This window comes from Variovorax sp. Sphag1AA (assembly GCF_014192575.1).
In the GTDB taxonomy this organism is placed as follows: Bacteria; Pseudomonadota; Gammaproteobacteria; order Burkholderiales; family Burkholderiaceae_C; genus Variovorax.
In genome coordinates this window covers 97956-119969 of the sequence record NZ_JACHYC010000007.1, presented here as the reverse complement: position 1 = coordinate 119969, position 22014 = coordinate 97956, and the positions used below count along the sequence as shown (strand labels likewise).

21 protein-coding genes are annotated in these 22014 nt (G+C 67.1%); 9 read left to right on the top strand and 12 right to left on the bottom strand.

Annotated features, from left to right (window positions below; translation table 11 throughout):
* The first annotated feature begins 170 nt into the window (after window positions 1–170).
* From FHW64_RS26560 to FHW64_RS26540, 5 genes are read left to right on the top strand one after another with little or no spacing between them, the layout of a single operon-like run.
* Window positions 171–1349, top strand: a complete 1179-nt coding sequence (locus tag FHW64_RS26560; RefSeq protein ID WP_184531236.1) for an acyl-CoA dehydrogenase family protein — start codon at window positions 171–173, stop codon at window positions 1347–1349.
* Window positions 1346–2557 carry a CaiB/BaiF CoA-transferase family protein gene (locus FHW64_RS26555; protein WP_184531235.1) on the top strand — a complete coding sequence of 404 codons (1212 nt, stop codon included), beginning with the start codon at window positions 1346–1348 and terminating at the stop codon, window positions 2555–2557. The genes FHW64_RS26560 and FHW64_RS26555 overlap by 4 nt, the downstream gene beginning before the upstream one ends.
* Window positions 2554–3669 carry a CaiB/BaiF CoA-transferase family protein gene (locus tag FHW64_RS26550; RefSeq protein WP_184531234.1) on the top strand — a complete coding sequence of 372 codons (1116 nt, stop codon included), beginning with the start codon at window positions 2554–2556 and terminating at the stop codon, window positions 3667–3669. The genes FHW64_RS26555 and FHW64_RS26550 overlap by 4 nt, the downstream gene beginning before the upstream one ends.
* Window positions 3666–4172 carry a MaoC family dehydratase gene (locus tag FHW64_RS26545; RefSeq protein WP_184531233.1) on the top strand — a complete coding sequence of 169 codons (507 nt, stop codon included), beginning with the start codon at window positions 3666–3668 and terminating at the stop codon, window positions 4170–4172. Before FHW64_RS26550 ends, FHW64_RS26545 begins: the two co-directional genes overlap by 4 nt.
* 39 nt (window positions 4173–4211) lie before the next feature.
* On the top strand, window positions 4212–5033 hold the full coding sequence (locus FHW64_RS26540; RefSeq protein ID WP_184531232.1) for a GntR family transcriptional regulator: 822 nt from the start codon (window positions 4212–4214) through the stop codon (window positions 5031–5033).
* Here the strand turns inward: FHW64_RS26540 and FHW64_RS26535 are convergent.
* Window positions 5008–5961, bottom strand: a complete 954-nt coding sequence (locus FHW64_RS26535; RefSeq protein WP_184531231.1) for a LysR family transcriptional regulator — start codon at window positions 5959–5961, stop codon at window positions 5008–5010. The two genes, FHW64_RS26540 and FHW64_RS26535, sit on opposite strands and share 26 nt — an antisense overlap.
* Before the next feature lie 111 nt (window positions 5962–6072).
* On the opposite strand from FHW64_RS26535, the gene FHW64_RS26530 reads away from it, so the two are divergent.
* Together FHW64_RS26530 and FHW64_RS26525 are read left to right on the top strand one after the other, a co-directional pair.
* The gene (locus tag FHW64_RS26530) at window positions 6073–7515 is read left to right on the top strand and encodes a M20 family metallopeptidase (protein ID WP_184531230.1); all 1443 of its coding nucleotides are present in this window, start codon (window positions 6073–6075) and stop codon (window positions 7513–7515) included.
* Entirely contained in the window at window positions 7515–8492 is a 978-nt protein-coding gene (locus tag FHW64_RS26525; protein ID WP_184531503.1) for a tripartite tricarboxylate transporter substrate binding protein, read from the top strand. Before FHW64_RS26530 ends, FHW64_RS26525 begins: the two co-directional genes overlap by 1 nt.
* A 12-nt stretch (window positions 8493–8504) precedes the next feature.
* Here the strand turns inward: FHW64_RS26525 and FHW64_RS26520 are convergent, their stop codons facing one another.
* On the bottom strand, window positions 8505–8969 hold the full coding sequence (locus FHW64_RS26520; RefSeq protein WP_184531229.1) for a bacterioferritin: 465 nt from the start codon (window positions 8967–8969) through the stop codon (window positions 8505–8507).
* A gap of 89 nt (window positions 8970–9058) precedes the next feature.
* Between FHW64_RS26520 and FHW64_RS26515 the strand changes: the two genes are divergently transcribed.
* Window positions 9059–9895, top strand: coding sequence for a YihY family inner membrane protein (locus tag FHW64_RS26515; RefSeq protein ID WP_184531228.1), 837 nt, complete (start codon window positions 9059–9061; stop codon window positions 9893–9895).
* Between the two features lie 6 nt (window positions 9896–9901).
* Here FHW64_RS26515 and FHW64_RS26510 read toward each other — a convergent pair whose 3' ends face one another.
* The 10 genes from FHW64_RS26510 to FHW64_RS26465 all read right to left on the bottom strand — a co-directional run bounded on the left by FHW64_RS26510 (window position 9902) and on the right by FHW64_RS26465 (window position 20643).
* Window positions 9902–11188, bottom strand: coding sequence for a cation:proton antiporter (locus FHW64_RS26510; RefSeq protein ID WP_184531227.1), 1287 nt, complete (start codon window positions 11186–11188; stop codon window positions 9902–9904).
* A 49-nt stretch (window positions 11189–11237) separates the two neighbouring features.
* The gene (gene hydA / locus FHW64_RS26505; protein ID WP_184531226.1) at window positions 11238–12659 is read right to left on the bottom strand and encodes a dihydropyrimidinase; all 1422 of its coding nucleotides are present in this window, start codon (window positions 12657–12659) and stop codon (window positions 11238–11240) included.
* Between the two features lie 24 nt (window positions 12660–12683).
* Entirely contained in the window at window positions 12684–13469 is a 786-nt protein-coding gene (locus FHW64_RS26500) for an SDR family NAD(P)-dependent oxidoreductase (protein WP_260306377.1), read from the bottom strand.
* Entirely contained in the window at window positions 13462–14481 is a 1020-nt protein-coding gene (locus FHW64_RS26495) for an NAD(P)-dependent oxidoreductase (protein ID WP_260306376.1), read from the bottom strand. The genes FHW64_RS26500 and FHW64_RS26495 overlap by 8 nt, the downstream gene beginning before the upstream one ends.
* A complete protein-coding gene (locus FHW64_RS26490) occupies window positions 14465–15238 on the bottom strand; it encodes an ABC transporter ATP-binding protein (RefSeq protein ID WP_184531225.1) in 774 nt (257 codons plus the stop codon). Before FHW64_RS26490 ends, FHW64_RS26495 begins: the two co-directional genes overlap by 17 nt.
* Window positions 15239–15241: 3 nt before the next feature.
* Window positions 15242–16051, bottom strand: a complete 810-nt coding sequence (locus FHW64_RS26485) for an ABC transporter permease (protein WP_184531500.1) — start codon at window positions 16049–16051, stop codon at window positions 15242–15244.
* Window positions 16052–16127: 76 nt separating this feature from the next.
* Window positions 16128–17129, bottom strand: a complete 1002-nt coding sequence (locus FHW64_RS26480; RefSeq protein ID WP_184531224.1) for an ABC transporter substrate-binding protein — start codon at window positions 17127–17129, stop codon at window positions 16128–16130.
* 209 nt (window positions 17130–17338) lie between these two features.
* Window positions 17339–18694, bottom strand: coding sequence for an amidohydrolase family protein (locus FHW64_RS26475; protein ID WP_184531223.1), 1356 nt, complete (start codon window positions 18692–18694; stop codon window positions 17339–17341).
* Between the two features lie 102 nt (window positions 18695–18796).
* Window positions 18797–19519, bottom strand: coding sequence for a GntR family transcriptional regulator (locus FHW64_RS26470; RefSeq protein ID WP_184531222.1), 723 nt, complete (start codon window positions 19517–19519; stop codon window positions 18797–18799).
* Window positions 19520–19587: 68 nt separating this feature from the next.
* Window positions 19588–20643, bottom strand: a complete 1056-nt coding sequence (locus FHW64_RS26465) for an ABC transporter substrate-binding protein (protein ID WP_184531221.1) — start codon at window positions 20641–20643, stop codon at window positions 19588–19590.
* Between the two features lie 276 nt (window positions 20644–20919).
* Between FHW64_RS26465 and FHW64_RS26460 the strand changes: the two genes are divergently transcribed.
* On the top strand, window positions 20920–22011 hold the full coding sequence (locus FHW64_RS26460) for an ABC transporter ATP-binding protein (RefSeq protein ID WP_184531220.1): 1092 nt from the start codon (window positions 20920–20922) through the stop codon (window positions 22009–22011).
* The last annotated feature ends 3 nt before the right edge of the window (window positions 22012–22014 follow it).

The window sequence follows — 22014 nt, the reverse complement described above, 5'->3', positions numbered from 1 at the left end:
CTCAACGCTTCGCACATGTTGTACGGACAAGAAGGATGTTATTCCTATCAATCGATCCCGTTTGCAGGGTTTACCCGCAGCAAATAGCCATTGCAATCACTGTCTTCTTGCGTTGACAAGGCAATTTCCAATCCAATATAGTTGTCCGTACATCTTGAGGAAAATGCTACATGCACGCTGAACACACACATCGCACGATCTCCGCCTCCGACGAAGCCGAACTGCTTGCCGCCATCGATCGCTGGATCGAGCGCTCGCTCACTCCTGACGTCGTGCGCGAGTTCGATCACGCCGATCGCTATCCGACACACATCGTCGAAGAAATGAAGGAGCTCGGCCTGTTCGGCGCCACCGTAGGCACCGAATACGGTGGACTCGGCCTTCCCGCCAGTACCTACGCCAAGATCGTCATGCGGATCTCCTCGGTCTGGATGGCAGTCACCGGCATCTTCAATTCGCACCTGATGCTCGCCCTGGCCATCGAGAAGTTCGGAACGCCGGAGCAGAAGAATCACTGGCTGCCGAAGCTGGCCTCCGGCGAGGTGCGTGGCGGCCTCGCGCTGACCGAGCCGGACGCTGGCACCGACCTGCAAGGCATCCGCATGACGGCGCGCAAGGACGGCGACCACTACGTCATCAACGGCACCAAGACCTGGATCACGAACTCGGTCGAAGGCTCGTGCTTCGCGCTGCTGGTGAAGACCAACCCGGACGCCCAGCCGCGCCACAAGGGCATGAGCCTGTTCATCGCGCCCAAGGGCCCGGGCTTCTCCAGCAGTCGCAAGCTGCCCAAGCTGGGCTACAAGGCCATCGACAGCGGCGAGCTGGTGGCCGATGGCTACCGGCTTTCCGCCGAGCATCTGATCGGCGGCGTGGAAGGCCAGGGCTTCTATCAGGCCACCGGCGGGCTGGAGCTGGGCCGCATCAACGTGGCGTCGCGCGGCGTGGGCATCGCCGAAGGCGCGCTGCGCCTGGCAACGGAATACGCGCAGATCCGCAAGACCTTCGGCAAGCCGATCGCGGAGCACCAGGCGATCGCGCTCAAGCTCGGCGAGATGGCAACGCGCGCACGCGCGGCGCGGCTGCTCACGCTCGATGCGGCCGCGAGCTTCGATCGCGGCGAGCGCTGCGACATGGAGGCCGGCATGGCGAAGTACTTCTCCTCCGAAGCCGCGCTGGAGAACAGCACCGAATCGATGCGCATCCACGGCGCCTACGGCTACTCGAAGGAATACGACATCGAGCGCCTGTACCGCGACGCGCCGCTGACCTGCATCGGCGAAGGCACGAACGAGATGCAGCGGATCATCATCTCCAAGCAGTGGATCAAGAGGAACCCCGCAGCATGAGCGCAGACCTCGGCAAGAGCGAACGCGCGCGCCCGCGGCCGGCGCAGCTTCCACTGCAGGGCGTTCGCGTCCTGGCGGTGGAGCAGTTCGGCGCGGGGCCCTACGGCACCATGTTCCTCGCTCACCTGGGCGCGGACGTGATCAAGATCGAGAACCCCGCCACGCGGGGCGACCCTTCGCGTCACACCGGCCCCTACTTTCTCGGCGAGAGCGACAGCCAGTACTTCCAGGGCTGGAACACCAACAAGCGCAGCGTCGCGCTCGACATCAAGACGCCCGAAGGCCGCGCCGCGTTCGAAGAACTAGTGCGCGACGCCGACGTGGTGCTGAACAATCTGCGTGGCGACCAGGCCGGGCGGCTCGGTCTGGAATACGAAGACCTGTCGCCGCTGAATCCGGCGATCGTCTGCGTGCACATCTCTGCCTATGGCCGCGACAACAGCCGCGCGGCATGGCCGGGCTACGACTACCTGATGCAGGCGGAGACGGGCCTGATGCATCTCACCGGCGAGCCGGACACGCCGCCCGCGCGCGTCGGTGCGCCTTCGATCGTCGACCACATGACCGGCATGACCTCGATGATCGGCCTGCTCTCCGCGCTGCTGCGCGCACGCGAGACGGGCCAGGGCTGCGACGTGGACACGAGCCTCTTCGACGTGGCGCTCCACCAGCTTGGGTACGCCGCAACATGGCTGCTCAACGAAGGCCATGTCGCGAGCCGGCAGGAGCGCAGCGGGCACTACTCGCTCGCACCGGTGCAGACCTTTCCGACGGCGGACGGCTGGATCTTCGTCATGTGCATGACCCAGAAGTTCTGGGAGGCGCTGGTGGACGTGCTCGGACGCCACGATCTCGCCGCTGCGCCGGAGTTCGGCACCGCTGCCGCGCGAAACGAAAACCGCGGCAAGCTCACCCAGGCTCTGGATGCGGAGTTCCGGCGCCAGCCGACCAGCCATTGGCTGTCACGACTGCAAGGCGTTCTGCCGGTGGCGCCGGTGCGCAGTCTTTCCGATGCGCTGGAGTCCGACTTCTTCCGCGAGAGCGGGATGCTCGCCGAGGTCGAACACCCCGCGAAGCCATCGCTGCGGCTGCTCGCGAATCCGCTGAAGTTCGACGGCCTGAGGCCTGCGCTGCGTGCCTGCTCGCCACTCGGTGCCGATACGGACGACGTGATCCCCGCAGGCGAACTCGAAGGGCCCGCTGCATGAAGCTGCACGGCATCCGCGTGATCGACCTGACGAACTTCCTGCCCGGCCCTTACCTTTCGCTGGAGATGGCTGACCACGGCGCCGAGGTCATCAAGGTCGAGCAGCCCGGCGAAGGCGATCCCGGCCGGCACATCGGTCTCGCCGACGGGCCGCACACCGTGTTCTTTCGCAATCTCAACCGCGGCAAGAAGAGCATCGTGCTCGACCTCAAGACAGACGAGGGGCGCGCTGCGCTTTTCGACCTCGTCGAGAGCGCCGACGTGTTCCTCGAATCGTTCCGGCCCGGCGTGGCAGAACGGCTCGGCTTCGACTACGAATCGCTGCGCGCGCGCAATCCCGGTCTTGTCTATTGCTCGATCAGTGCGTTCGGGCAGGACGGACCCTACGCCAGCCGGCCCGCACACGACCTCGCGGTGGAGGCATTGACCGGCGTGCTGAGCCTCAACGTCGGGCGCGACGGGAGCCCCGCCATTCCCGGCGTGCCGGTGGCGGATCTGCTCGCGGGCCTGCAAGGGCTGTCGGGCGTGCTCATGGCATTGCTGCGGCGGCAGACAACCGGCAAGGGCGATCGCATCGACATCTCGATGATGGACTGCATGGCCGCAGCGCTGCGCAACGTCCTCGGGCCAACCTTCGCGGAAGGGCGCCAGCCCGATCCGAAGCTGGAGCGCACCACCGGCGGCAGCGCCTTCTATCGCATCTACGAAACGAGCGACGGCGGCCGCATCGCGCTCGCGGGGCAGGAGCCGAAGTTCATCCATGCGCTGCTCGCCGCGCTGGAGCGACCAGATCTCGCACCGCTCTGCCTGCGCGGCCCCGGTGCACACCAGCAGCCGTTGACGGACTTCCTTGAACAGACGTTTCGCCAGCGCACCCGGCGCGACTGGGAAGAGCGGCTCTCGTCGCTCGATGTGTGCTTCGGCCCGGTCAACACCCTGCCCGAGGCGCTGCAGGACCCGCACCTGCTCGCGCGCGGCATGGTGCTGCGCGACGCGGAGGGGCGTCCGCACATCGCCAGCCCGATCCGCTTTCTCGACGAGCCGGCCGAGTACGACCTGGATTCGCCCGCGCTCGACCAACACCACCATCTTCTCGACGAACTGAAATCATGACCCGCACCACCGTTGAAACCTCGCCCAACCGCTTCAGGGAAAGCTTCGGCCGCTACTTCGAGGACTTCGAAGTCGGCCACACCTACGAACACCGCCCCGGCCGTACCGTGACCGAGAACGACAACATCTGGTTCACGCTGCTCACCATGAACACGCATCCGCTGCACTTCGACAACGAATACGCGTCGAAGTCGGAGTTCGGCCGTGCACTGGTCAACAGTTGCCTGACGCTCTCGATCGTCGTCGGCATGAGCGTGAGCGATGTGAGCCAGAAGGCCATCGGCAACCTCGGCTGGAACGACATCAAGCTCACCGCGCCGGTGTTCTGCGGCGACACGCTCTATGCGGAATCCACCGTGCTCGGCAAGCGCGAATCCGCAAGCCGGCCCACGCAAGGCATCGTGACCGTGCGCACCACCGGCCGGAAGGGCGACGGCACCGAGGTGATCAGCTTCGAGCGCACGGTGCTCGTGCCGAAACGCGGCCACGGCGTGGACGACTGACGCTGCCGGAGGCGCTTGGGGGTGATGCAGAATGGCGCGATGCCCACCTCCACGAAGTCTTCTCCGCCATCGCCGACGCGCGCCAAGGCACCCGCACGGCCTCGCGGACGCGCCGCGCCGAAGCTCCTTCGCGCGCCGGGTGAGCCGCTCTGGCGGCAGCTGGTGCAATCGCTTCGCAGCGACATCCTGAAGGGCGTGTACCGCGTCGGATCGCAGCTCCCAACCGAAGAAGAACTGTGCGAGCGCTTCTCGGTCAGCCGCCACACCGTGCGCGAGGCCCTTCGGCAGTTGCGCATCGACGGACTGGTGTCTTCGCGGCAGGGTTCGGGCACGACGGTGATGCCACCGCCGCCGAGTTCACCTTTCAATGTTCACCGCGTCGCTTCGATCGACGAGCTGATCGCCTATGCCGCCGAGAGCCGCTATGTGGTCGAGCGCACCGACGTCATCGCAAGCGACGAATTGGCCGAAGACGAACTGCCGCTGCCGGCCAACTGCCGTTGGCTGCGCATCCAGGGCTTTCGCTTCAACGACGAGCCGGCTTCGCCGCCGATCTGCTGGACCGAAGTCTTCGTCGCCTCGGAATATGCCGGTGTCGAACGGCTGATGAACCGTCAGCGCGGGCCGATCTGGCAACTCATCGAGGACATGTACGGTGAGCGCCTCGTCGAAGTCGAGCAGACGATTCGCGTGCGCACCGTCCCGGCTGATGTGGCGGACGGCCTGCGCGCCGAGCCCGGAGCGAGCGTGGTCGAAGTGCGCCGGACCTACCGCACGACATCCGACAAGGTGGCGGAGGTGTCGGTCAATCTCTATCCGGCGGACCAGTTCCGCTTCAGCATGAAGCTACGCCGCGCCTAGGCGCAGCACGACCCAGCTTGCGGCGCCCCTGCGCGCCGATCGCATCCACCATCTGGCGAACGAAGTCCTGCACCAGCGGCGGCAGGGTCCGCCCTTCCAGTGACAGCGCCTGCAGGCGCCTCTGCTGCAGCATCGGCTCGGCAAAGGGCCGCGCCACCACCGTGCCCGCATCGATCAGGCTCGAAACCGTGAGCTGGCCCGACAGCATGATGTCGTGCTCGCGCAGCAGCGGCAGCATCACGGCGGAGAAGTTGCTCACGAAGAGCGGGCGGTATTGCAGCCCCTGCGCGCTGCACGCCAGGTCGAGCAACTGCCGCGCCGTCACACCCGGACTGCCCACCAGCAGTGGAAAGCGCACCGCGCGGGCCAGTTCCACCTGGCGTGCACGCGCCAGCGGGTGCGTGGGCAGCATCACGGCCAGCACGGGCGCGGACGCGGTGTGCTCCACGCGCAGGCCGGCTTCCGGCGCCACGACGTACTTCAGACCGATATCCGATTCGCCGCGCAGCAGCCGCTGGCTCACTTCCTCGGGCGCGCCGACGTATAGCTCGATGCCGGCTGCGGGATGCGCCTGCTGGAAGTCGCGCATCAAGGCTTGCATGAAGCCGCTCGCAAAGCCTTCGGTGCAGCACACCCGCACACGGCCCGCTGCCTGGCCGCCGAGGCTGCGCACTTCGTCGAGCACGTGGTCCGCGTCGAGCAGCGTATTGCGAAGGTGCCCCGCCAGCCGCTGTCCGGCGGCCGTGAGCACCATGCCCTGGCGGTTGCGCTCGAAGAGCGGCGTGCCGAGGCCGTCTTCCAGCTTCGCGATCTGGCGGCTGACGGCCGAGGCAGCCACGAACAGGCGCGCGGCCGCCTGGTTGACGGAGCCGGCCTGCGCCACTTCGATGAAGTAACGCATCGGGATGCTGAGCAGCGAGGGATGCAATCGGGCTCCTGGTGTTGCCTTGGAGGCAACGCCAGTATGCCAAATCGATAGTGCCGGCAATGCCGATCTGGCCTTCTACTTGCGTGATTCCCCGCGATGGAAAAACGCCCCATGGACCGACACGATGCCCTTGCCCTGGCCGACGCCTATTTCGACGGCGGCCGCTTCTTCGACGATCTCTCCCGCCGCGTGGCGCTGCGCACCGAGAGCGACACCGGCAGCGTCCCGCCCGCACTGGCGGACTACCTGAAGGACGAGCTGGTGCCGCGCCTGGCGCCGCTCGGCTTCGAATGCGAGATCGTCGCCAACCCCGCGCCCGGCGGCGGACCCTTTCTGATCGCCCGCCGGGTGGAAGGTCCGCGGCTGCCCACCGTGCTGAGCTACGGCCACGGCGACGTGGTGAGCGGCCAGGACGCGCTCTGGCGCGACGGTCTTTCGCCGTGGCAACTGGTGGCGCGGGGCGAGCGCTGGTACGGCCGCGGCACTGCGGACAACAAGGGCCAGCACACCATCGCACTCGGCGCGCTCGAAGCGACGCTCAAGGCCCGCGACGGGCGCCTTGGCTACAACATCACCTGGCTGATCGAGACGGGCGAAGAAGCCGCTTCGCCCGGCCTCGAAGCGGTCTGTGCGCTGCGCCGGCACGATCTCGCGGCCGACCTCTTCATCGCGAGCGACGGACCGCGCGTGCGCGCCTCGCGTCCCACGCTCTTTCTCGGCTCGCGCGGCGCGGTCAACTTCACGCTGCGGCTCAAGGCGCGCGAGCGCGGTTATCACTCCGGCAACTGGGGCGGCGTGCTCAGCAATCCGGCCACCGTGCTGGCGCATGCGGTCGCCACGCTGGTGGATGCGCGGGGACGCATCCTCGTCGAAGCGCTGCGCCCACCGCTGATGAGCGACGCCCTGCGCCGTGCGGTCGCCACGCTGGAGATCGGCGGTGGCGCAGATGATCCCGAACTCAGCGCCGAGTGGGGTGAACCGGGCCTCACGCCCGCCGAGCGGCTCGTGGGCTGGAACACGCTCGAAGTGCTGGCCTTTGGTGCCGGCGCGCCGCAACGCCCGGTCAACGCGATCCCGTCGGAGGCTGTGGCGCATTGCCAGTTGCGCTTCGTGGTGGGAACGCCCTGGCAGGACCTCGAACGCATCGTGCGCGACCATCTGGCGGCGCACGGCTTCGGGCAGGTCGAGGTGGAAGTCACGCTCAGCGGCGCGGCCACGCGGCTCGATCTCGATAACCCCTGGGTCGACTGGGCGCTTCGTTCCATCGAGGCGAGCAGCGGGCAGCCGGTTGATCTGCTGCCCAATCTCGCAGGCTCGCTGCCCAATGACATCTTCGCGCGCGTGCTGGGCTTGCCCACGCTGTGGGTGCCGCATTCGTACCCCGCATGCGCTCAGCACGCGCCGCACGAGCACCTGCTCGCGCCGGTGGCCCGCGAAGGGCTCCAGGTGATGGCCGGCCTCTACTGGGACCTCGGCGAGGCGGATGCGCCCTGGCGAGAGGGCGCGCTCACACACAACCCACCACTCACAGCTACAGAAAGTCCTTCCCGATGATGAACAAGCGGCATTTCCTTCAGTCGCTCGCGCTAGCCGCCACCGTGCTCGGCCCCGCCATCAGCCTTGCACAAGAGGCCTGGCCCGCGAAACCGATCCGGCTGATCGTGCCTTTTCCGCCGGGCGGGGGCACCGACCTCGTGGCGCGCGCACTGGGGCAGAAGCTGGGCGAGCGGCTCAAGCAGCCGGTGGTGATCGACAACCGCCCCGGCGCCTCGACCATCATCGGCACCGATGCGGTCGCCAAGTCGGCGCCGGACGGCTACACGCTGCTGCTGTCGGGTTCCACGAGCTTCACCGTCAACCCCGCCTTGCGTGCGAAGCTGCCTTACGAGCCGATGCGCGACCTGGCACCGATCGCCATCGTCGCGCGCACGCCGCTGGTGCTGGTGGTGGCGCAGAACGCGCCGTGGAAGACGGTCGACCAACTCGTCGCCGCCGCCAAGGCGAAGCCGCAGGGCATCCGCTATGCGACCTTCGGCACGGGTTCAGGGCCGCACCTCGCGGGCGAGCTGTTCGCGCTCGCGGCCGACATCAAGCTCCAGGACATTCCCTACAAGGGAAGCGCGCAGAGCACGCTCGCGGCGATCAGCGGCGAGATCGACCTCGACATCGACACCGTCGCCACCGTGGCGCCCCACATCAAGGCCGGCAAGCTGCGCGCACTGGGCATCGTGGGCGCGAGCCGCTCCAGCCTGCTGCCCGACGTGAAGACGCTGGCCGAGCAGAAGCTGCCCGATGCCACCTTCGATGCCTGGTACGGCTTCGCTGCGCCTGCGAAGACACCGGCCGCGGTGGTGGAAAGACTCTCGCGCGAACTCACCGCGGTGATGGCCGACCCTGCATTGCAGGCGCAACTGAAGGCACAGGGCATGGAGCCCGTCGCCATCGGCGCCGCCGCGTTCCGCACGCAGATGGAAAGCGAGATCGCGCGCTACCGTGCGCTCGCGCACCGCGCCGGCATCGCGATGGAATAGCCGGAGCTACCCTCAGGCAGGCTTGGGCGATGCGGTGCCCACAGCGCCGGGCTTGCGCAGCATCTTGTCGACATCGGCCGCATGCAGTTCCTCGGCATGGATCATTTGCCGGGCGAACTCTTCCAGCGCGACGGACTTGCCTTCCACGAGCGACAGCAATTCGCGGTAGAGCGCGAGCGCGCGAAGCTCGGTCTCGAGCGATTCGCGCAGCATGGCGGCGATGTCGGTTTGGTGCGAATCGAGCAGCGGCCCTATCGCGAGCGAGGGGTAGTCGCCCAGCGTAGTGATCCACTCGCCCACCTGCTGCGCGTGCAGCAGCGATTCGCTGGCCTGGTCGCGCAGCCACGACACGATGGGGATGCGGCCGAAGCCGAACACCAGAAACGAGTAGTGCGTATAGCGCACCACGCCGGCCAGCTCAGCCTCGAGCAACCGGTTGAGCACGGAGACGACCTTCGCTTGATCGAGCTGTTCCATGTCAGGGCTCCCGAATAGGGGGAGCGAATTATGCGCCGGGCCACGACAATCGCGGGTCCCGCTTTTTCGACTTCTTCTTTCAGCGATCCATGTTCACCCTCACCCGCCTGACGATCCAGCGCGCCAGGAAGGAGCGCCTGCCCCAGGTCGCCGGGAGCCTGACGTTCACGACATTGCTCTCCATCGTGCCGCTGCTGGCGGCGAGCCTCGCGCTGCTCACGCACTTCCCCGTCTTCAGACAGCTGAAGGAGGCGCTGCAGCAACTGCTGCTGGTCAAGTTGCTTCCCGCCGATATCGCGCGGACCGTGCTCCGCTATCTCAACCATTTCGCGGCCAACGCGAGCGGACTGACCTGGATCGGGTCGATCTTTCTGCTCGTCACCGCGGTGGCGATGCTGTTGACGGTGGAGAACGCACTCAACCAGATGTGGCAAGTGCGCAAGAACCGGCCGTTCCTGCGGCGGGTCGGCCTGTATCTGCTCATGATTGCGGTCGGGCCGCCCGTCATCGGCCTAAGCCTGTGGGCGACGTCGTACCTGCTGGGCGCATCGACGGGGCTGATGGGCACCCTGCCGCGCGCGCTTGCATTCGTGCTCGATCTCGGTCCGTTCCTGCTCGGGTTCGTCGCGCTGACGAGTCTGTTCTATCTGGTGCCGAATACCCAGGTGCGTCTGCGTGACGCCATCGCGGGAGGACTGGTCGCCAGCGCCGCATTCGAACTCGGCAAGCGCGGCTTCACCGCGTATCTCGTCAAGGTGCCGACCTACAAGGCGCTCTACGGGGCCTTCGCCACGCTTCCCCTGCTTCTCCTGTGGGTCTACTTCTCGTGGCTGGTCACACTGGTCGCGGCCATGATGACCGCCAACCTGGCGCTCTCCCGGCGGCCCGCCGGCGCACAAAGACGCAACGCAGGACGCGCGGGCTGAGGCGCCCTATCGAGAGCGGGGCCGCGGTCTGTCGGGCAATCCGTCGAATCGAACGGAGGGAGCCGAAAGGCGCTCCCGCGTGATCCAGTTGAACAGCGGCGTGGCCATCAGCGTGCTCAGGATCGCCATCAGCACGAGGATGGCGAACAGCCCCGGCTCGATCACGCCCGCCTGCAGCCCGATGTTGATGATGATCAGCTCCATCAATCCGCGCGCGTTCATCAGTGCGCCGATGGCCATCGCATCGCGGTTGTTCTCGCCCGTCAGGCGAGCGGCGCCCCAGCAGGCGATGCCCTTGCCCGCAAACGAAGCAAAGAGGATGGCGACGGCGGCCAGCATCAGCGCGGGCTGCATCACCATGTCGAGGCGCGTGTTCAGCCCCGAATAGGTGAAGAACATCGGCAGGAAGAACAGGACGACGAAGGGCTGCAGCTGCTCGCGCAGCTTCTGGGTCAGCACGCCCTTGGGCAGCGACGCGCCGAGAAGAAAGCCGCCGAAGACCGCATGGATGCCGATGGCGTCCATCGCCCACGCGCCCAGGCAGAACAGGATGAGCACCGCGCCCAGCACACTGGTGGGAAGTGGCTGATCCGCAGCAAGGTTGCGCCCCAGGCGGCGCAACCAGCGCGAGCCGATCAGCACCATGAAGAGCGCGTAGCCCACGCCTCCGGCAATGGCGAACCATGCGCCGCCCCAGGCACCGCTGAAGCTGGCCAGCACGATCGCGAGGATGCACCACGCGGCCGCGTCATCGAAGGCGCCGGCGGTCAACGCAAGCGTGCCCAGCGAAGTCCCGGAGAGCCCGCGCTCGTGGATGATGCGCGCGAGCATCGGAAAGGCGGTGATCGCAATGGCTGCGCCGAGAAAGAGCGTGGCCTCGAAAAGCCGTGCCTTCTCGGCGAAGAGGCCAGGCACCGTATGCAGCCATGGAGCGAGCACAAAGGCGAGCGCGAAGGGCACGAGGATGCCCGCCATCGACACCGAAACGGCGCTGCGTGCCCGCTCGCGGAAATGGTCGGCGCGGAACTCGGTGCCGACCAGGAACATGTACATCCCGACGCCGAGTTGCCCGGCCACATAGAGCATGCCCAAGGTGGGCTTGGGGAACAGCGCTTGCTGCAGTTGCGGGAAGAGCAGGCCGAACAGCGACGGCCCGAGCATCACGCCGGCAATCATCTCGCCCACCACCTGCGGCTGGCCCAGCTTCTGGGCAAGTCGCCCGACGATGCGACATGCGAACAGGATGACTGCAGCCTGCAGGAAGAAGTAGACGGAGAGTTGCGGGGTGGTCATCAGGCGCGGCTCGGAATCGAGCCCGACATTATGGGGCGCCCGCCCCTGCTCAGCGCGCCCCGACTCTTGGCAGCAGGCTCGGAAGACCGCACTGCAGGAAGCGTCCCGCGCCAGTGCGACCGGTGAAGTCCTTGCCGTCCCAGACCACTTCGCCACGCGCCAGCGTCATGCCCGGCCATGCGGTGAGGTGCATCCCTTCATAGGGCGTGTAGTCGACGTTGTGGTGGAGCTGGCTGTTGCGCAGCACGAATTCGCGCTCGTCCCAGATCACGAGATCGGCATCGGCACCGACCGCGAGGCTGCCCTTGCGCGGATGCAGGCCGTACGCCTTCGCGGGATTGGTCGATGTCAGCTCGACGAACTTCTGCGGCGTGATGCGGCCGGCCATCACGCCTTCGGACCACAGCAGCGCCATGCGGGTCTCGATGCCGGGAATACCGTTGGGGATGTGGCGGAAGTGCTGTTCCTCGCCGCCGGCCTTCTTGCCCTCATCGCCGTCGAAGCAATAGGGCGCGTGGTCGGAAGAGAACACGGTGAACAGCCCGTCCGCGAGGCCCTGCCAGATCACGCGCTGGTTCGACTTGTCGCGCGGCGGCGGGCTGCACACGCATTTCGCGCCCTGGTAGCTGTCGTCGATGCCGAGGTCCTCGGCCGAGAGGAAGAGGTATTGCGGGCAGGTTTCGGCAAAGACGTTGAGTCCGTGCGCGCGCGCCCACCGGATCTGCTCCACGGCCTCTTTGCCGGAGACATGCACGATGAGGATCGGCACGTCCACCAGCTCCGACAACGCGATCGCGCGATGCGTGGCTTCGCGCTCCACCAGCATCGGCCGCGCATGGGCGTGATAGCGCGGCGCAGTGCGGCCGGCGGCTTCGAGGCGGCGGGTCAGCCATTCGATGCAGTCCGCGTTCTCGGCGTGGATCATCGCCATCGCGCCGTGCTCGCGCGCCACCGACAGCACGTCCAGGATCTGGCCGTCGTCCAGCCTGAGGCTGTCGTAGGTCATGTAGATCTTGAACGAGGTGTAGCCCTCGCGGATCAGCGCCGGAAGTTCTTCCGAGAGCACCGTAGGCGTGGGGTCGCTCACGATCAGGTGGAAGGTGTAGTCGATGTGCGCCTTGCCTTCCGCGCGCTGGTGGTAGTCGGCCACCGCATCGCGCAACGTCTGCCCCTTGTGCTGCAGCGCGAAGGGGATGACGGTGGTCGTGCCGCCGCAGGCGGCCGAGCGCGTGCCGGTGTCGAAATCGTCGGCCATGCGCACGGGCGGGGGTTCGGGCTGGTCGAGATGGCAGTGCGCGTCGACGCCGCCCGGCGTGACATGGCGGCCGGCGGCGTCGATCTCGCGCTCAGCGCCGGACAGGCTCTGACCGAGTTGCACGATGCGGCCGTTCTTCACGGCAATGTCGCAGTCGAAGATGTCGCTCGCCGTGACGGCGCGGGCGTTGCGGATGACGAGGTCGAGGGCTGGCATGGAAGGTCTTTGCGGGTGAAGGGTTCAGGCGGCGGTCCAGCCGCCGTCGACCATCAGTTCGGCGCCGGTGATGAAGCGCGCCTCGCTGCTGGCGAGAAAGAGCACCGCCTCGGCCACGTCTTCGGGACGGCCCAGGCGAGGCCAGGGAGTGCGCCGGATGGCGCGGTCCATCACCACCGGGTCAAGCGCACGGCCGCCCTGGCCGGTCTGGATCTTGCCGGGCGCGACGGCGTTGCACACGATCTGATGCGGTGCATAGTCGGCCGCGATCTGCCGCGTCATGTAGGCGATGCCGGCCTTGGTCACGCCATAGCCCAGGTCGCCGGGCGCGGCAATGATCCCGTGCTGCGACGAGATGTTGACGATGCGGCCGCGCACTTCGTCCACCGGCGCCTGTTCGATCATCTGGCGCACGGCGGCACGGCTGCAGCGGTATGCGCCGCCAAGATTGACGTCGATCAGGCGCTGCCAATCGGCCTCGTCGAGCTCGAGCAGTGGCCGCGCATGACGGATGCATGCGTTGTTGACCAGCACATCGAGCCGGCCATGCCGTTCAACGGTCTGCGCCACCAGCGACTCGACCTGCGCGGTGCTGCCAACGTCGGTCGGCACGAAGTCGGCTTCGCCGCCGTCCTGAAGGATCTGCTCCAGCGTGGGCGTGCCGCCTTCGATGGGTTCGCTGGCGATATCGGCCAGCACCACGCGCGCACCCTCTCGCGCAAGTCGTCGCGCGATGGCGCGGCCGATGCCGGAGGCCGCACCGGTGACGATGCAGACCTTCCCCGCCATGCGGGCGTGTGTCTCATGCATGGACCAGTCCTCCGTGCGCCGGCATGTCGAGCCACGCGATGAAGTCGGCCGCCGCGCGCGGCAGATCGAAGCGCGGCGTGAAGCCGGTGTCGCGCCGCAGCGCGGCGATGTCCATCGACGCGCGGTCGTGGTCGGCATAGGCGTTGATGTTGGCCTCGCCCGCGTTGGCGGCCACGGCCCAATCGGCCGCTTCGAAGCCGGGCTGCGCGGCGAACCATGCGCACCACTCGTCCACCGACCACTCGAAGCCGGCCGCCAGGTTGTAGATCGGCTGCGCCGGTCGTTCGAGGTCCAGCAGCGCGGCAATGGCCGCAGCAGCATCGCGCACGTAGAGCCAGTCGCGCCGCAGCGGACGCGGCAACCGCACTGGTTCGCCGGCGCGCAGTCGGCGCAACGCCTGCAGCGGCGCGCTGGGCGTGTCGCGCACGCCAGTGTCGCGCTCCCAAGGGCCGAAACAGGTGCCGAGGCGACCGATGCGCAGGTCGATGCCGAGCAGCGCGGCAAGCCGAAGTGCCGCGGCCTCTGCTGCCTGCTTCGAGATGCCATAGAGCCCCTCGGGCCGCAGCGGCGTGTCCTGCTCGTGCAGCGCTGTGGCTTGTGGGCGATCGCCATACACCGACCCGGAGCTGACCAACAGCACGCGCTCCACGCCATGCTCCGCAGCCAGGCGCAGTGCCTTCGTCACCGCCACTAGATTGACCTCGAAGATGTGCTCGGGCTCCGCGCGTTCGCGTTGGGCCCCGGCAGTTACCGCAGCCAGAAGGACCATGCTGCGCGGCTTGTGTGCCTTCAGCACCGCGCCTAACGCGACGGCATCGCACACGTGACCCTGGATCGGCACGACGCAACCTGGCAATTCAGAGAAGCGCGTCAGCGCTTCCGACGGCAGCGGCATGCGGTCCCAGCCGATCACCGTCTCGTCGCGCGCGAGCAGGTGCTCTACCAGCGCCAGCCCGACGAAGCCGCAGGCCCCGGTGATGAGGATCGAACCCGCCTCAGGCATGGACGGCATCGGCCGGCTCGGGCCGCAATAGCGAGAGGATGTGACGCTTGTAGTCGTTGAAGCGCGGGCTGGTGGAGTCGCGCGGGCGCGGCAGGTCGACCTCGATCATTTCGCGGATGCGGCCGGGTCGCGCCGACATCACCGCGATGTGCGTCCCCAGCGCCAGCGATTCCTCGATGCCGTGCGTCACGAAGACGATGGTGCTCTGGCTGTCGCGCCAGATGCGCACCAGCTCCGCATGCATGTCCATCTTGGTCTGCTCGTCGAGCGCGCCGAAAGGCTCGTCCATCAGGATGACCTCGGGGTTCATCAGCAGCGCCCGCGCGATGCCCACCCGCTGGTTCATGCCGCCGGAGAGCTCGCTCGGAAAGTGGTTCTCGAAGCCGCGCAGGCCGACCATGTCGACGTAGTGCTGCGCCTTCTTGCGCCGCTCTGCCTTGGAGGCGCCGCGCATCGTGAGGTGGAAGGCCACGTTCTCCCACACCGTGAGCCAGGGCATCAGCGTAGGCTGCTGGAACACCACGCCGCGGTCGACGCCCGGCGCTGTCACCGGGCGTCCACCCACCGTCACGGTGCCGCGGCTCGGTTTGTCGAAGCCCGCGATCATGTTGAGCAACGTGGACTTGCCGCATCCGCTCGGGCCCAGCAGGCAAAGGAATTCGTTGCGATTGACGCGCAGGCTCACGTCGTCGAGTGCTTTGACCTGCGTACCGCGCCGTGCGTCGTCGAAAAAGCGCGACGCGTTCTGGATGGTGATGAGGCTCATCGGTCAGCCCTCCTTCGATTGCAGAGTGGAACCACGCTGCCAGCGCAGCACGCGGCCCGCGAGGAGCTTGATGCCCAGGTCGCTGCAGTAGCCGAGCAGGCCGATGCTGGTCATGGCGGCGATCACGATGTCGTAGCGCAGGAAGTAGTACGAGTCCCAGAGCACATAGCCGACGCCGCTCTTCACGGCCACCATCTCCGCGGTGACGGTCAGCATCCATGCCGAACCGACCGCGATGCGCAGGCCGGAGAAGATGCTCGGCAGCGCGGCCGGAAACACGATGTGCCTCACCAGCATTGCAGGCGTGCCACCGGCCATCGCACCAGCGCGCAGCAGGTTGCGGTCGCAGGTCTTCACGCCGTGGATGGTCGACAGCAGAACCGGAAAGAACGAGCCGAGGAACACCAGGAAGATCGCCGGCTTGTTGGCGATGCCGAACCAGATGATGGCGAGGGGAATCCACGACACCGGCGGCACAGGGCGCAGGATCTGGAGCACCGGCTCGATGAGCTTCTCCACGGTGCGCGACCAGCCGATGGCCATGCCCAGCACAATGCCCAGCAGCGTGGAAAGCGCGAAACCCGCGAACACCCGGCCGGCGCTCGATGCCACGTCGAAGATCCAGTGGCCGCTGTACGTCTGCGTGTTGCCGTCCGTGGCAAAGACCCAGTCGGCCCAGGCCACGAGCACCTGCGAGGGCGCGGGCAACAGGGCCGGCGGCAGCACGCCGGAGCGGGAGAACAGCTCCCAGCCGATCAGGAGGAGGGCCGGCACGAGAGCGCGCTCGATCCGCCGGTACAGCCGCTTCCACATCGGAAGGGACGTCCCGTCCGCAGGTGCGGCCGGCAGCGTGGTGGTGGAGGCTTGTGCCATCGGGTCCGGCCTCTTCTCAGTAGCCCAGCGCGCTCTTCGGCTTGCCGGTGGCGGCTTCGAGGAAGCGGTAGTCCATGTTCTTCTCGACCGCGGCGCTCACATCGTTGTTGATGTACTTGAGGTCGCGCATCATCTTCGCGATCGCGACGGCCGAGGCGCGGTGCATCTCGTAGTCGGGGTACAGGTTCGCGGCAGCGCCGGTGGCGATGGCCTTGTCGAGGCCGGTCACCTTCTGGATGGTATCGATGAACTGCGCCTTGTCGCTCGCCATGAGGGCGTTGACCTTGACGATCGAACGCACCGTCTCTTCCACCGCCTTGGGCTTGGCAGCGATCACGTCCGAACGCGTGACGATCAGGTTGGTCAGCTTGCCCGCGGCCTGGTCATAGGGAAAGGCGAAGAACTTCGCGGCCTTCACCTCGCGGATCTGCGTCGCGAAGGGGTCGACCGAGCAGATCAGCTCCACCTCGCCGCGGCGCAGGGCTTGCACATGGTCCGAAGGATTGGGGATGTTGACGAACTGCACGTCCTTGTTGATGTCAATGCCCTGCTTGGCGAACGCGCCGCGCATGTGGATGTCCTGCGCATTGCCGCGCGACGCCGCGACGCGGAAGGGCTTGCCCTGGGCCTTGTAGTCGGCGATGAGCTTCTTCAGGCCGGCCCAGTCGTTCTCGGCGAGCGGCAGGTCGTTGCCGACGAGGATCTGCGAGCCGCCATTGATCTGACCCGAGATGGCGACCACATCGAAGCCCTTGTCGAGCGCGGTCGCGTAGTGCAGGTAGGTGACCTGCGCCACGTCGATGCTCTTGGACAGCAGCGCCGTGAGCACGTCGTTGCCCGTGTTGAAGGCGGTGGCTTCCAGCTTGACCGCGGCCGGATCGGCGTTCTGCGGCGTCAGGGCGAGCGGCGTGCAGTGGGCGCACTTGGCATAGCCGAGCTTGATGGCGTCCTGCGCCTGACTGACCAGCGGCATCAGTGCCGCCGCGGCGACGAGAAGAGGAGCGATGAACTTGCGCATGGCATTCCCAGTAGGTTGAAACACAAGGGACCCGGCATCGGAGCCGGACATGCATGGGTTCAAGCAATGCGCGTGCCATGCTTGTATCCAAAGTGGATCGCACATGTACACAGATAGGTCCGGGCTCTCCTTGTGATCTCGCAACTGCAGATTGGATACAAGTTACCTTGAAGGTGCATACATGCACTCGATCCATGCATGACGCACGCCTAGCGCCAGTAGTGCCGGCCTTCCGCCCCCCAGAGTTCGCGCGCGGCCGCTTCCGCCTCGGCGCAGACAGTCTCCATGTCGACGCGTGTGGGCAGGCCGTCTTCCACCAGCACTTCGCCCTCGACCACCACCATGCGCACATCGCGCCCCTGCCCCGTATGAACGATCAGGCCGAGCGGATTGACATGCGGCCGCAGGTGCGGCCGCCGCGCGTCGAACACTACGAGGTCCGCGGCCTTGCCGACCACGAGGCTGCCGATGTCGCCCTGCTGCCCCAGCGCTCGCGCGCCGCCGAGCGTGGCCATGTGGAACACGTGCGAAGGCTGCCATTCGTCGCTGACGCCGCCTTCCTGCACGCGCGCGGTCGCGAGGGCCCATCGCATGAGCTCCACCATGTCCGCGTGCTGCGTATCGGTTGCCAGTGCGATGTTCACGCCCATGCGCTTGAGCATCGGCGTCGGCGCCATGCGACCCGAAGCCGCATTGCACTTGGGAATGTGCACCGCATGCGCTCCCGCCTCAGCCATCTTGCGTGCGTCACTCTCGCTGACATAGATGCAATGGCCGCCCATCAGTCGCTCGTTGAGCAGGCCGGCATCCAGCAGCGCCTCGGTGGAGGTCTTGCCGGTGCGTTCGCGCACGCGTTCGACTTCCACCTTGCTCTGGCCGAGATGGGTGCTCACCCGCAGGCCATGCGCTTCAGCGGCTGCAGCGACCTCGCGGAGAAAGCCATCCGAGCAGGTATCGACCGCGTGTGCCGCAAGGTTCACCCGCACGCGAGAGTGGCCCTTCCAGCGTTCGTACAGCGCGAGACCCGCTTCCAGTGTGGCGCTGCCGATGGCGGCGTCATAGCACCAGTCACCGTGCGCGACGCGCGCGAAGTCCACGTCGTGGATGCGCCAGCTCGGCGCCAGCCGCATCCCGAGTTCGGCCATCGCCTCGGTACCCACGTCCGCGTGCACGAAGTTGTCGCCGACGAGCGTGGAACCCTGCAGCAGCGCTTCGAGCGCGCCCAGGCGCGCAAGCGCCCTCGCCTGTTGCGCATTCACCTGCGTTCCCTTGGGAATGCCCGGTGTGTACGACGGCGCGAAGCCGAGGTCGGCAGCGACGCCGCGGACCATGCTGAGGATCGAATGCGTATGGACGTTGACGAAGCCCGGCGTGACGAAGTGATCGGGCAGGCGCAGGGTGCGCTTTGCCTCCCAATGTTCGGGCGGCGCCGCGTCAAGCCACGCGATGCGTCCGTCGCGAACGCCAATGGCCGCATCGCGGATCTCGGGACGGGAGGCCTCGGCGGTCAGCGCCGTGGCGCCGAGGATCAGGAGGTCGAATTGATGGAGGGTGCTGGAAGACATGGTCGGTGCGAAGGGGTGAGTCCAGGGGACGACACCCTTTCGCAAGCAACCGACATGCCATTTGTATCCAAAGCCATGTTCGCCTTGAATACAGTTCTTGAATCAACCGAGCAGCACGTCGGCCAGATCCACTTGCGGCTCTTCCTCTTCCTGCAGGTTGAGCGAACGCTCGATGTGATGCAGGTGCTCGACCATGAGCGAGAGCGCCGTCTTGGCCTGACCGGCCTCGATGGCGTCGACCAGCAGCGTGTGCTCGTCGTTCGGGCAGGCCGCGCCGGTGGGCGCCTCGAAGGTGAGGATGGCGAGGCAGGTCAGCGGCGTCAGCTCGCGCATCATCCGCGTGAGGATGCTGCTGCCCGACAGCTCGGCCAGCAGCACGTGGAATTCGCCCGACAGCCGCACCGCCGCGCGCCTGTCGCCGTTGGTGTGGGCCTGCTGCTCGCGCTTGATGAGTGCGCGAAGCTGCTTTACCGCACCCGGCGCCTTGCCTTGCCCGATGCGATCCATGAGCCGCCGCACGATGGCGGGCTCCAGCGTGCGCCGCACTTCCAGCACGTCGTGCGCCTCGTCCACGCTGGGCGTGGTGACGAAGGCGCCGCGATTCGGGATGAGCGTGACCAGTTGCTCCACCGCCAGCCGCTGCAGCACGCCCCGCACCTGCGTGCGACTCACCGCGAAGAGCTCGGCCACCCGCTCTTCCGAGAGCTTGGTGCCCGGCAGCAGGCGGTGCTCGACGATCGCCTCGTAGATGCGCTGGTAGATGTCGGCCTTGGAGGCCGTCTTGGGCGATGCCTTGAGGGCGCGGCGGGATGAGATGGTCGGCATGGGGGAAGAAGGTGGCTCGGCCGAGTGTATGCAATGCCGCGCATTCCCGGTGCGGCACGTGTGGGTCATCAGACGCGGATCTCCCGGTTGAAGCGGTCGATGTACTCGCCGCGGCGCGGGTTCAGCTTGGCCCAGTCGACGCCGTTCATGGTCTCGATGTCGGCCGTGTTCTTCGCGTAGGCCTGCAGGCCGGGACTGAACACCGCCTTGCTGCTGACCGGCGCGACGAAGTAGGGCTCGGCGGCCATCTTCGTCTGCACCTCAGGGCTCAGCGCGGCGTTGATGTAGGCGGCGGCCAGATCGGGGTTCTTCGTGTTCTTGACGATGTGCATCACGCTCTTGATGTGGATCCAGCCGGTGTCCGGCTTCGCCAGCGCCACCGGCACGCCCTTGCCCTGCAGGTCGCCGACGTTGTTGTTGTAGTGCACGGAGATGTCGATCTGCCCCTGCTGGAACAGCGTGGCCAGCGCGCCCGGGTTGCTGGCGACGGCGCTCACGTTGGGCAGCAGCTTCTTCACGAACTGGAAAGCGGGCTCCATGTTCTCTTCGCTGCCGCCGTTGAGCCGGGCGATCTCGACCATCCACGCCGACATCAGCGTCGAGCCCATGCCCGCGAGGCCCACGCGTCCCTTGTACTCAGGCTTGAGCAGGTCGTTCCACGACTTGGGCGGGTTCTTGATCTTCTCGGTGTTGTAGGCGATGCCGATGATCTGGCCCGACACGAACACGCCCAGGCCGCGCGGGTCGACCAGCTTGGCGGGCACGTCCTTGAGGTAAGGCATCTTCTCGACGGGGATCTTCTCGAAGATGTCCTGCGACAGCGCGGCGAGGTAGGGGCCCTCGTCCAGGATGATCACGTCATAGGGCGGGTTGGCCTTGGACGCGACCACCTTCGAGACCGTATCGACCGCCAGCGAAGGCACCAGGCTCACCGACGCGCCGGTGGCCTTGGTGAAGGCCGGCAGCAGGATGCCTCGGTGCGCCGATTCCCACGCGCCCGGGTAGGTGGTGGCCGAGATGGACTTGCCTTGCGCGAGCGCCAGGCCGGAATGCGCGGCCAGTTGCAGGGCGCCGGCGCCAGCGGCGCCCTGAATCAGACGGCGGCGGGACAGGTGGAGGCTCATGGATCTTCCTTTGCTGGAGGAGTGGTTGGATGGCTGCCCCGGCGCAAGCTCCGTGCCAATGCCTTCGCCCGGTGAAAGACATCCGTATCCAAACCATGCGCCCCTTTTTCGGGGATGGCGCGCGCCAAGTTGGATTGCTGCGCACCATGTTGTGCACATTCGTTCAATTGACTTGTATCCAATCTGTCTTCTGATTGGAGACTGGAACATGGCATGGATCTTGAGACGATGGAGCGCGCGGCACACACCGCCGCGCCCCATCACAGGAATCCGCGAATGCCCACTTCCCCTCATGCCTCCGGCGTCGCCGTCGAGCTGGACCAGATCCACCACCGCTACGCGGGCTCGGTGGCGGTCGAGTCGGTCTCGCTGCACATCGGCGCCGGCGAGCTGGTCGCCCTGCTCGGCCCCAGCGGCTGCGGCAAGACCACGCTGCTGCGCATCGTCGCCGGCCTGATGCGCCAAAGCGGCGGCACGGTACGCATCGGCGGCGAAGCGGTCGACGCGTTGCCCACCAACGAGCGAGGCGCCGGCATCGTCTTCCAGAGCTACGCCCTCTTCCCGCACATGACGGTGGAGGCCAACGTGGCCTACGGGCTGCGCGCACGCGGCGTATCCGCATCCGAGGCCCGCGCCACGGCGGCCGAGATGCTGGCCATGGTGCAGATGTCGGCCTTCGGCAAGCGCTATCCACGCGAGCTGTCGGGCGGACAGCAGCAGCGGGTCGCGCTGGCCCGCACGCTGGCCGTGCGCCCGCGCGTCCTGTTGCTGGACGAGCCCTTCGCTGCGCTCGACAAGAACCTCCGGCTGGACATGCAGATCGAGATCCGCCGCATCCAGCGCGAGCTGGGCATCACGACCATCCTCGTCACGCACGACCAGGAAGAAGCCATGTCCATGGCCGATCGCATCGCGGTGATGCACGCCGGCCGCGTGGAGCAGTTCGACACGCCCGAGGCCATCTACGACCGGCCCGCAAGCCTCTTCGTCGCGACCTTCATCGGCACCGCCAATCTGCTGCCGGGCCGGCTCGCGCGGCATGAAGGCGCAGGCTTCTCGGTGGACTGCGAAGGCGGCGGCCGCGTGGCGCTCGCGGATGCCTCCCCATGCTCGCGCTCCGGCGCGGTGGTTCTCGCGACAAGGCCCGAGCATCTGGCGCTTTCGGCACTTGCCACTGATGCGGTGCCCGCCACAGTCGAGATGGTCCTGCCGCTAGGCCCCTCACTGGTGTACGAGTTGCGCCTTGCCGGCGGCGGCACGGTCAAGGTGACGCAGCCGCGCACAGCCGAGCAGCCCCGCTTCTCCGCCGGAGATGCGGTGGGCCTGCGGCTGCGCCAGGGCTCGCCTGCAAGCGTGTTCGCGGGCTGACCG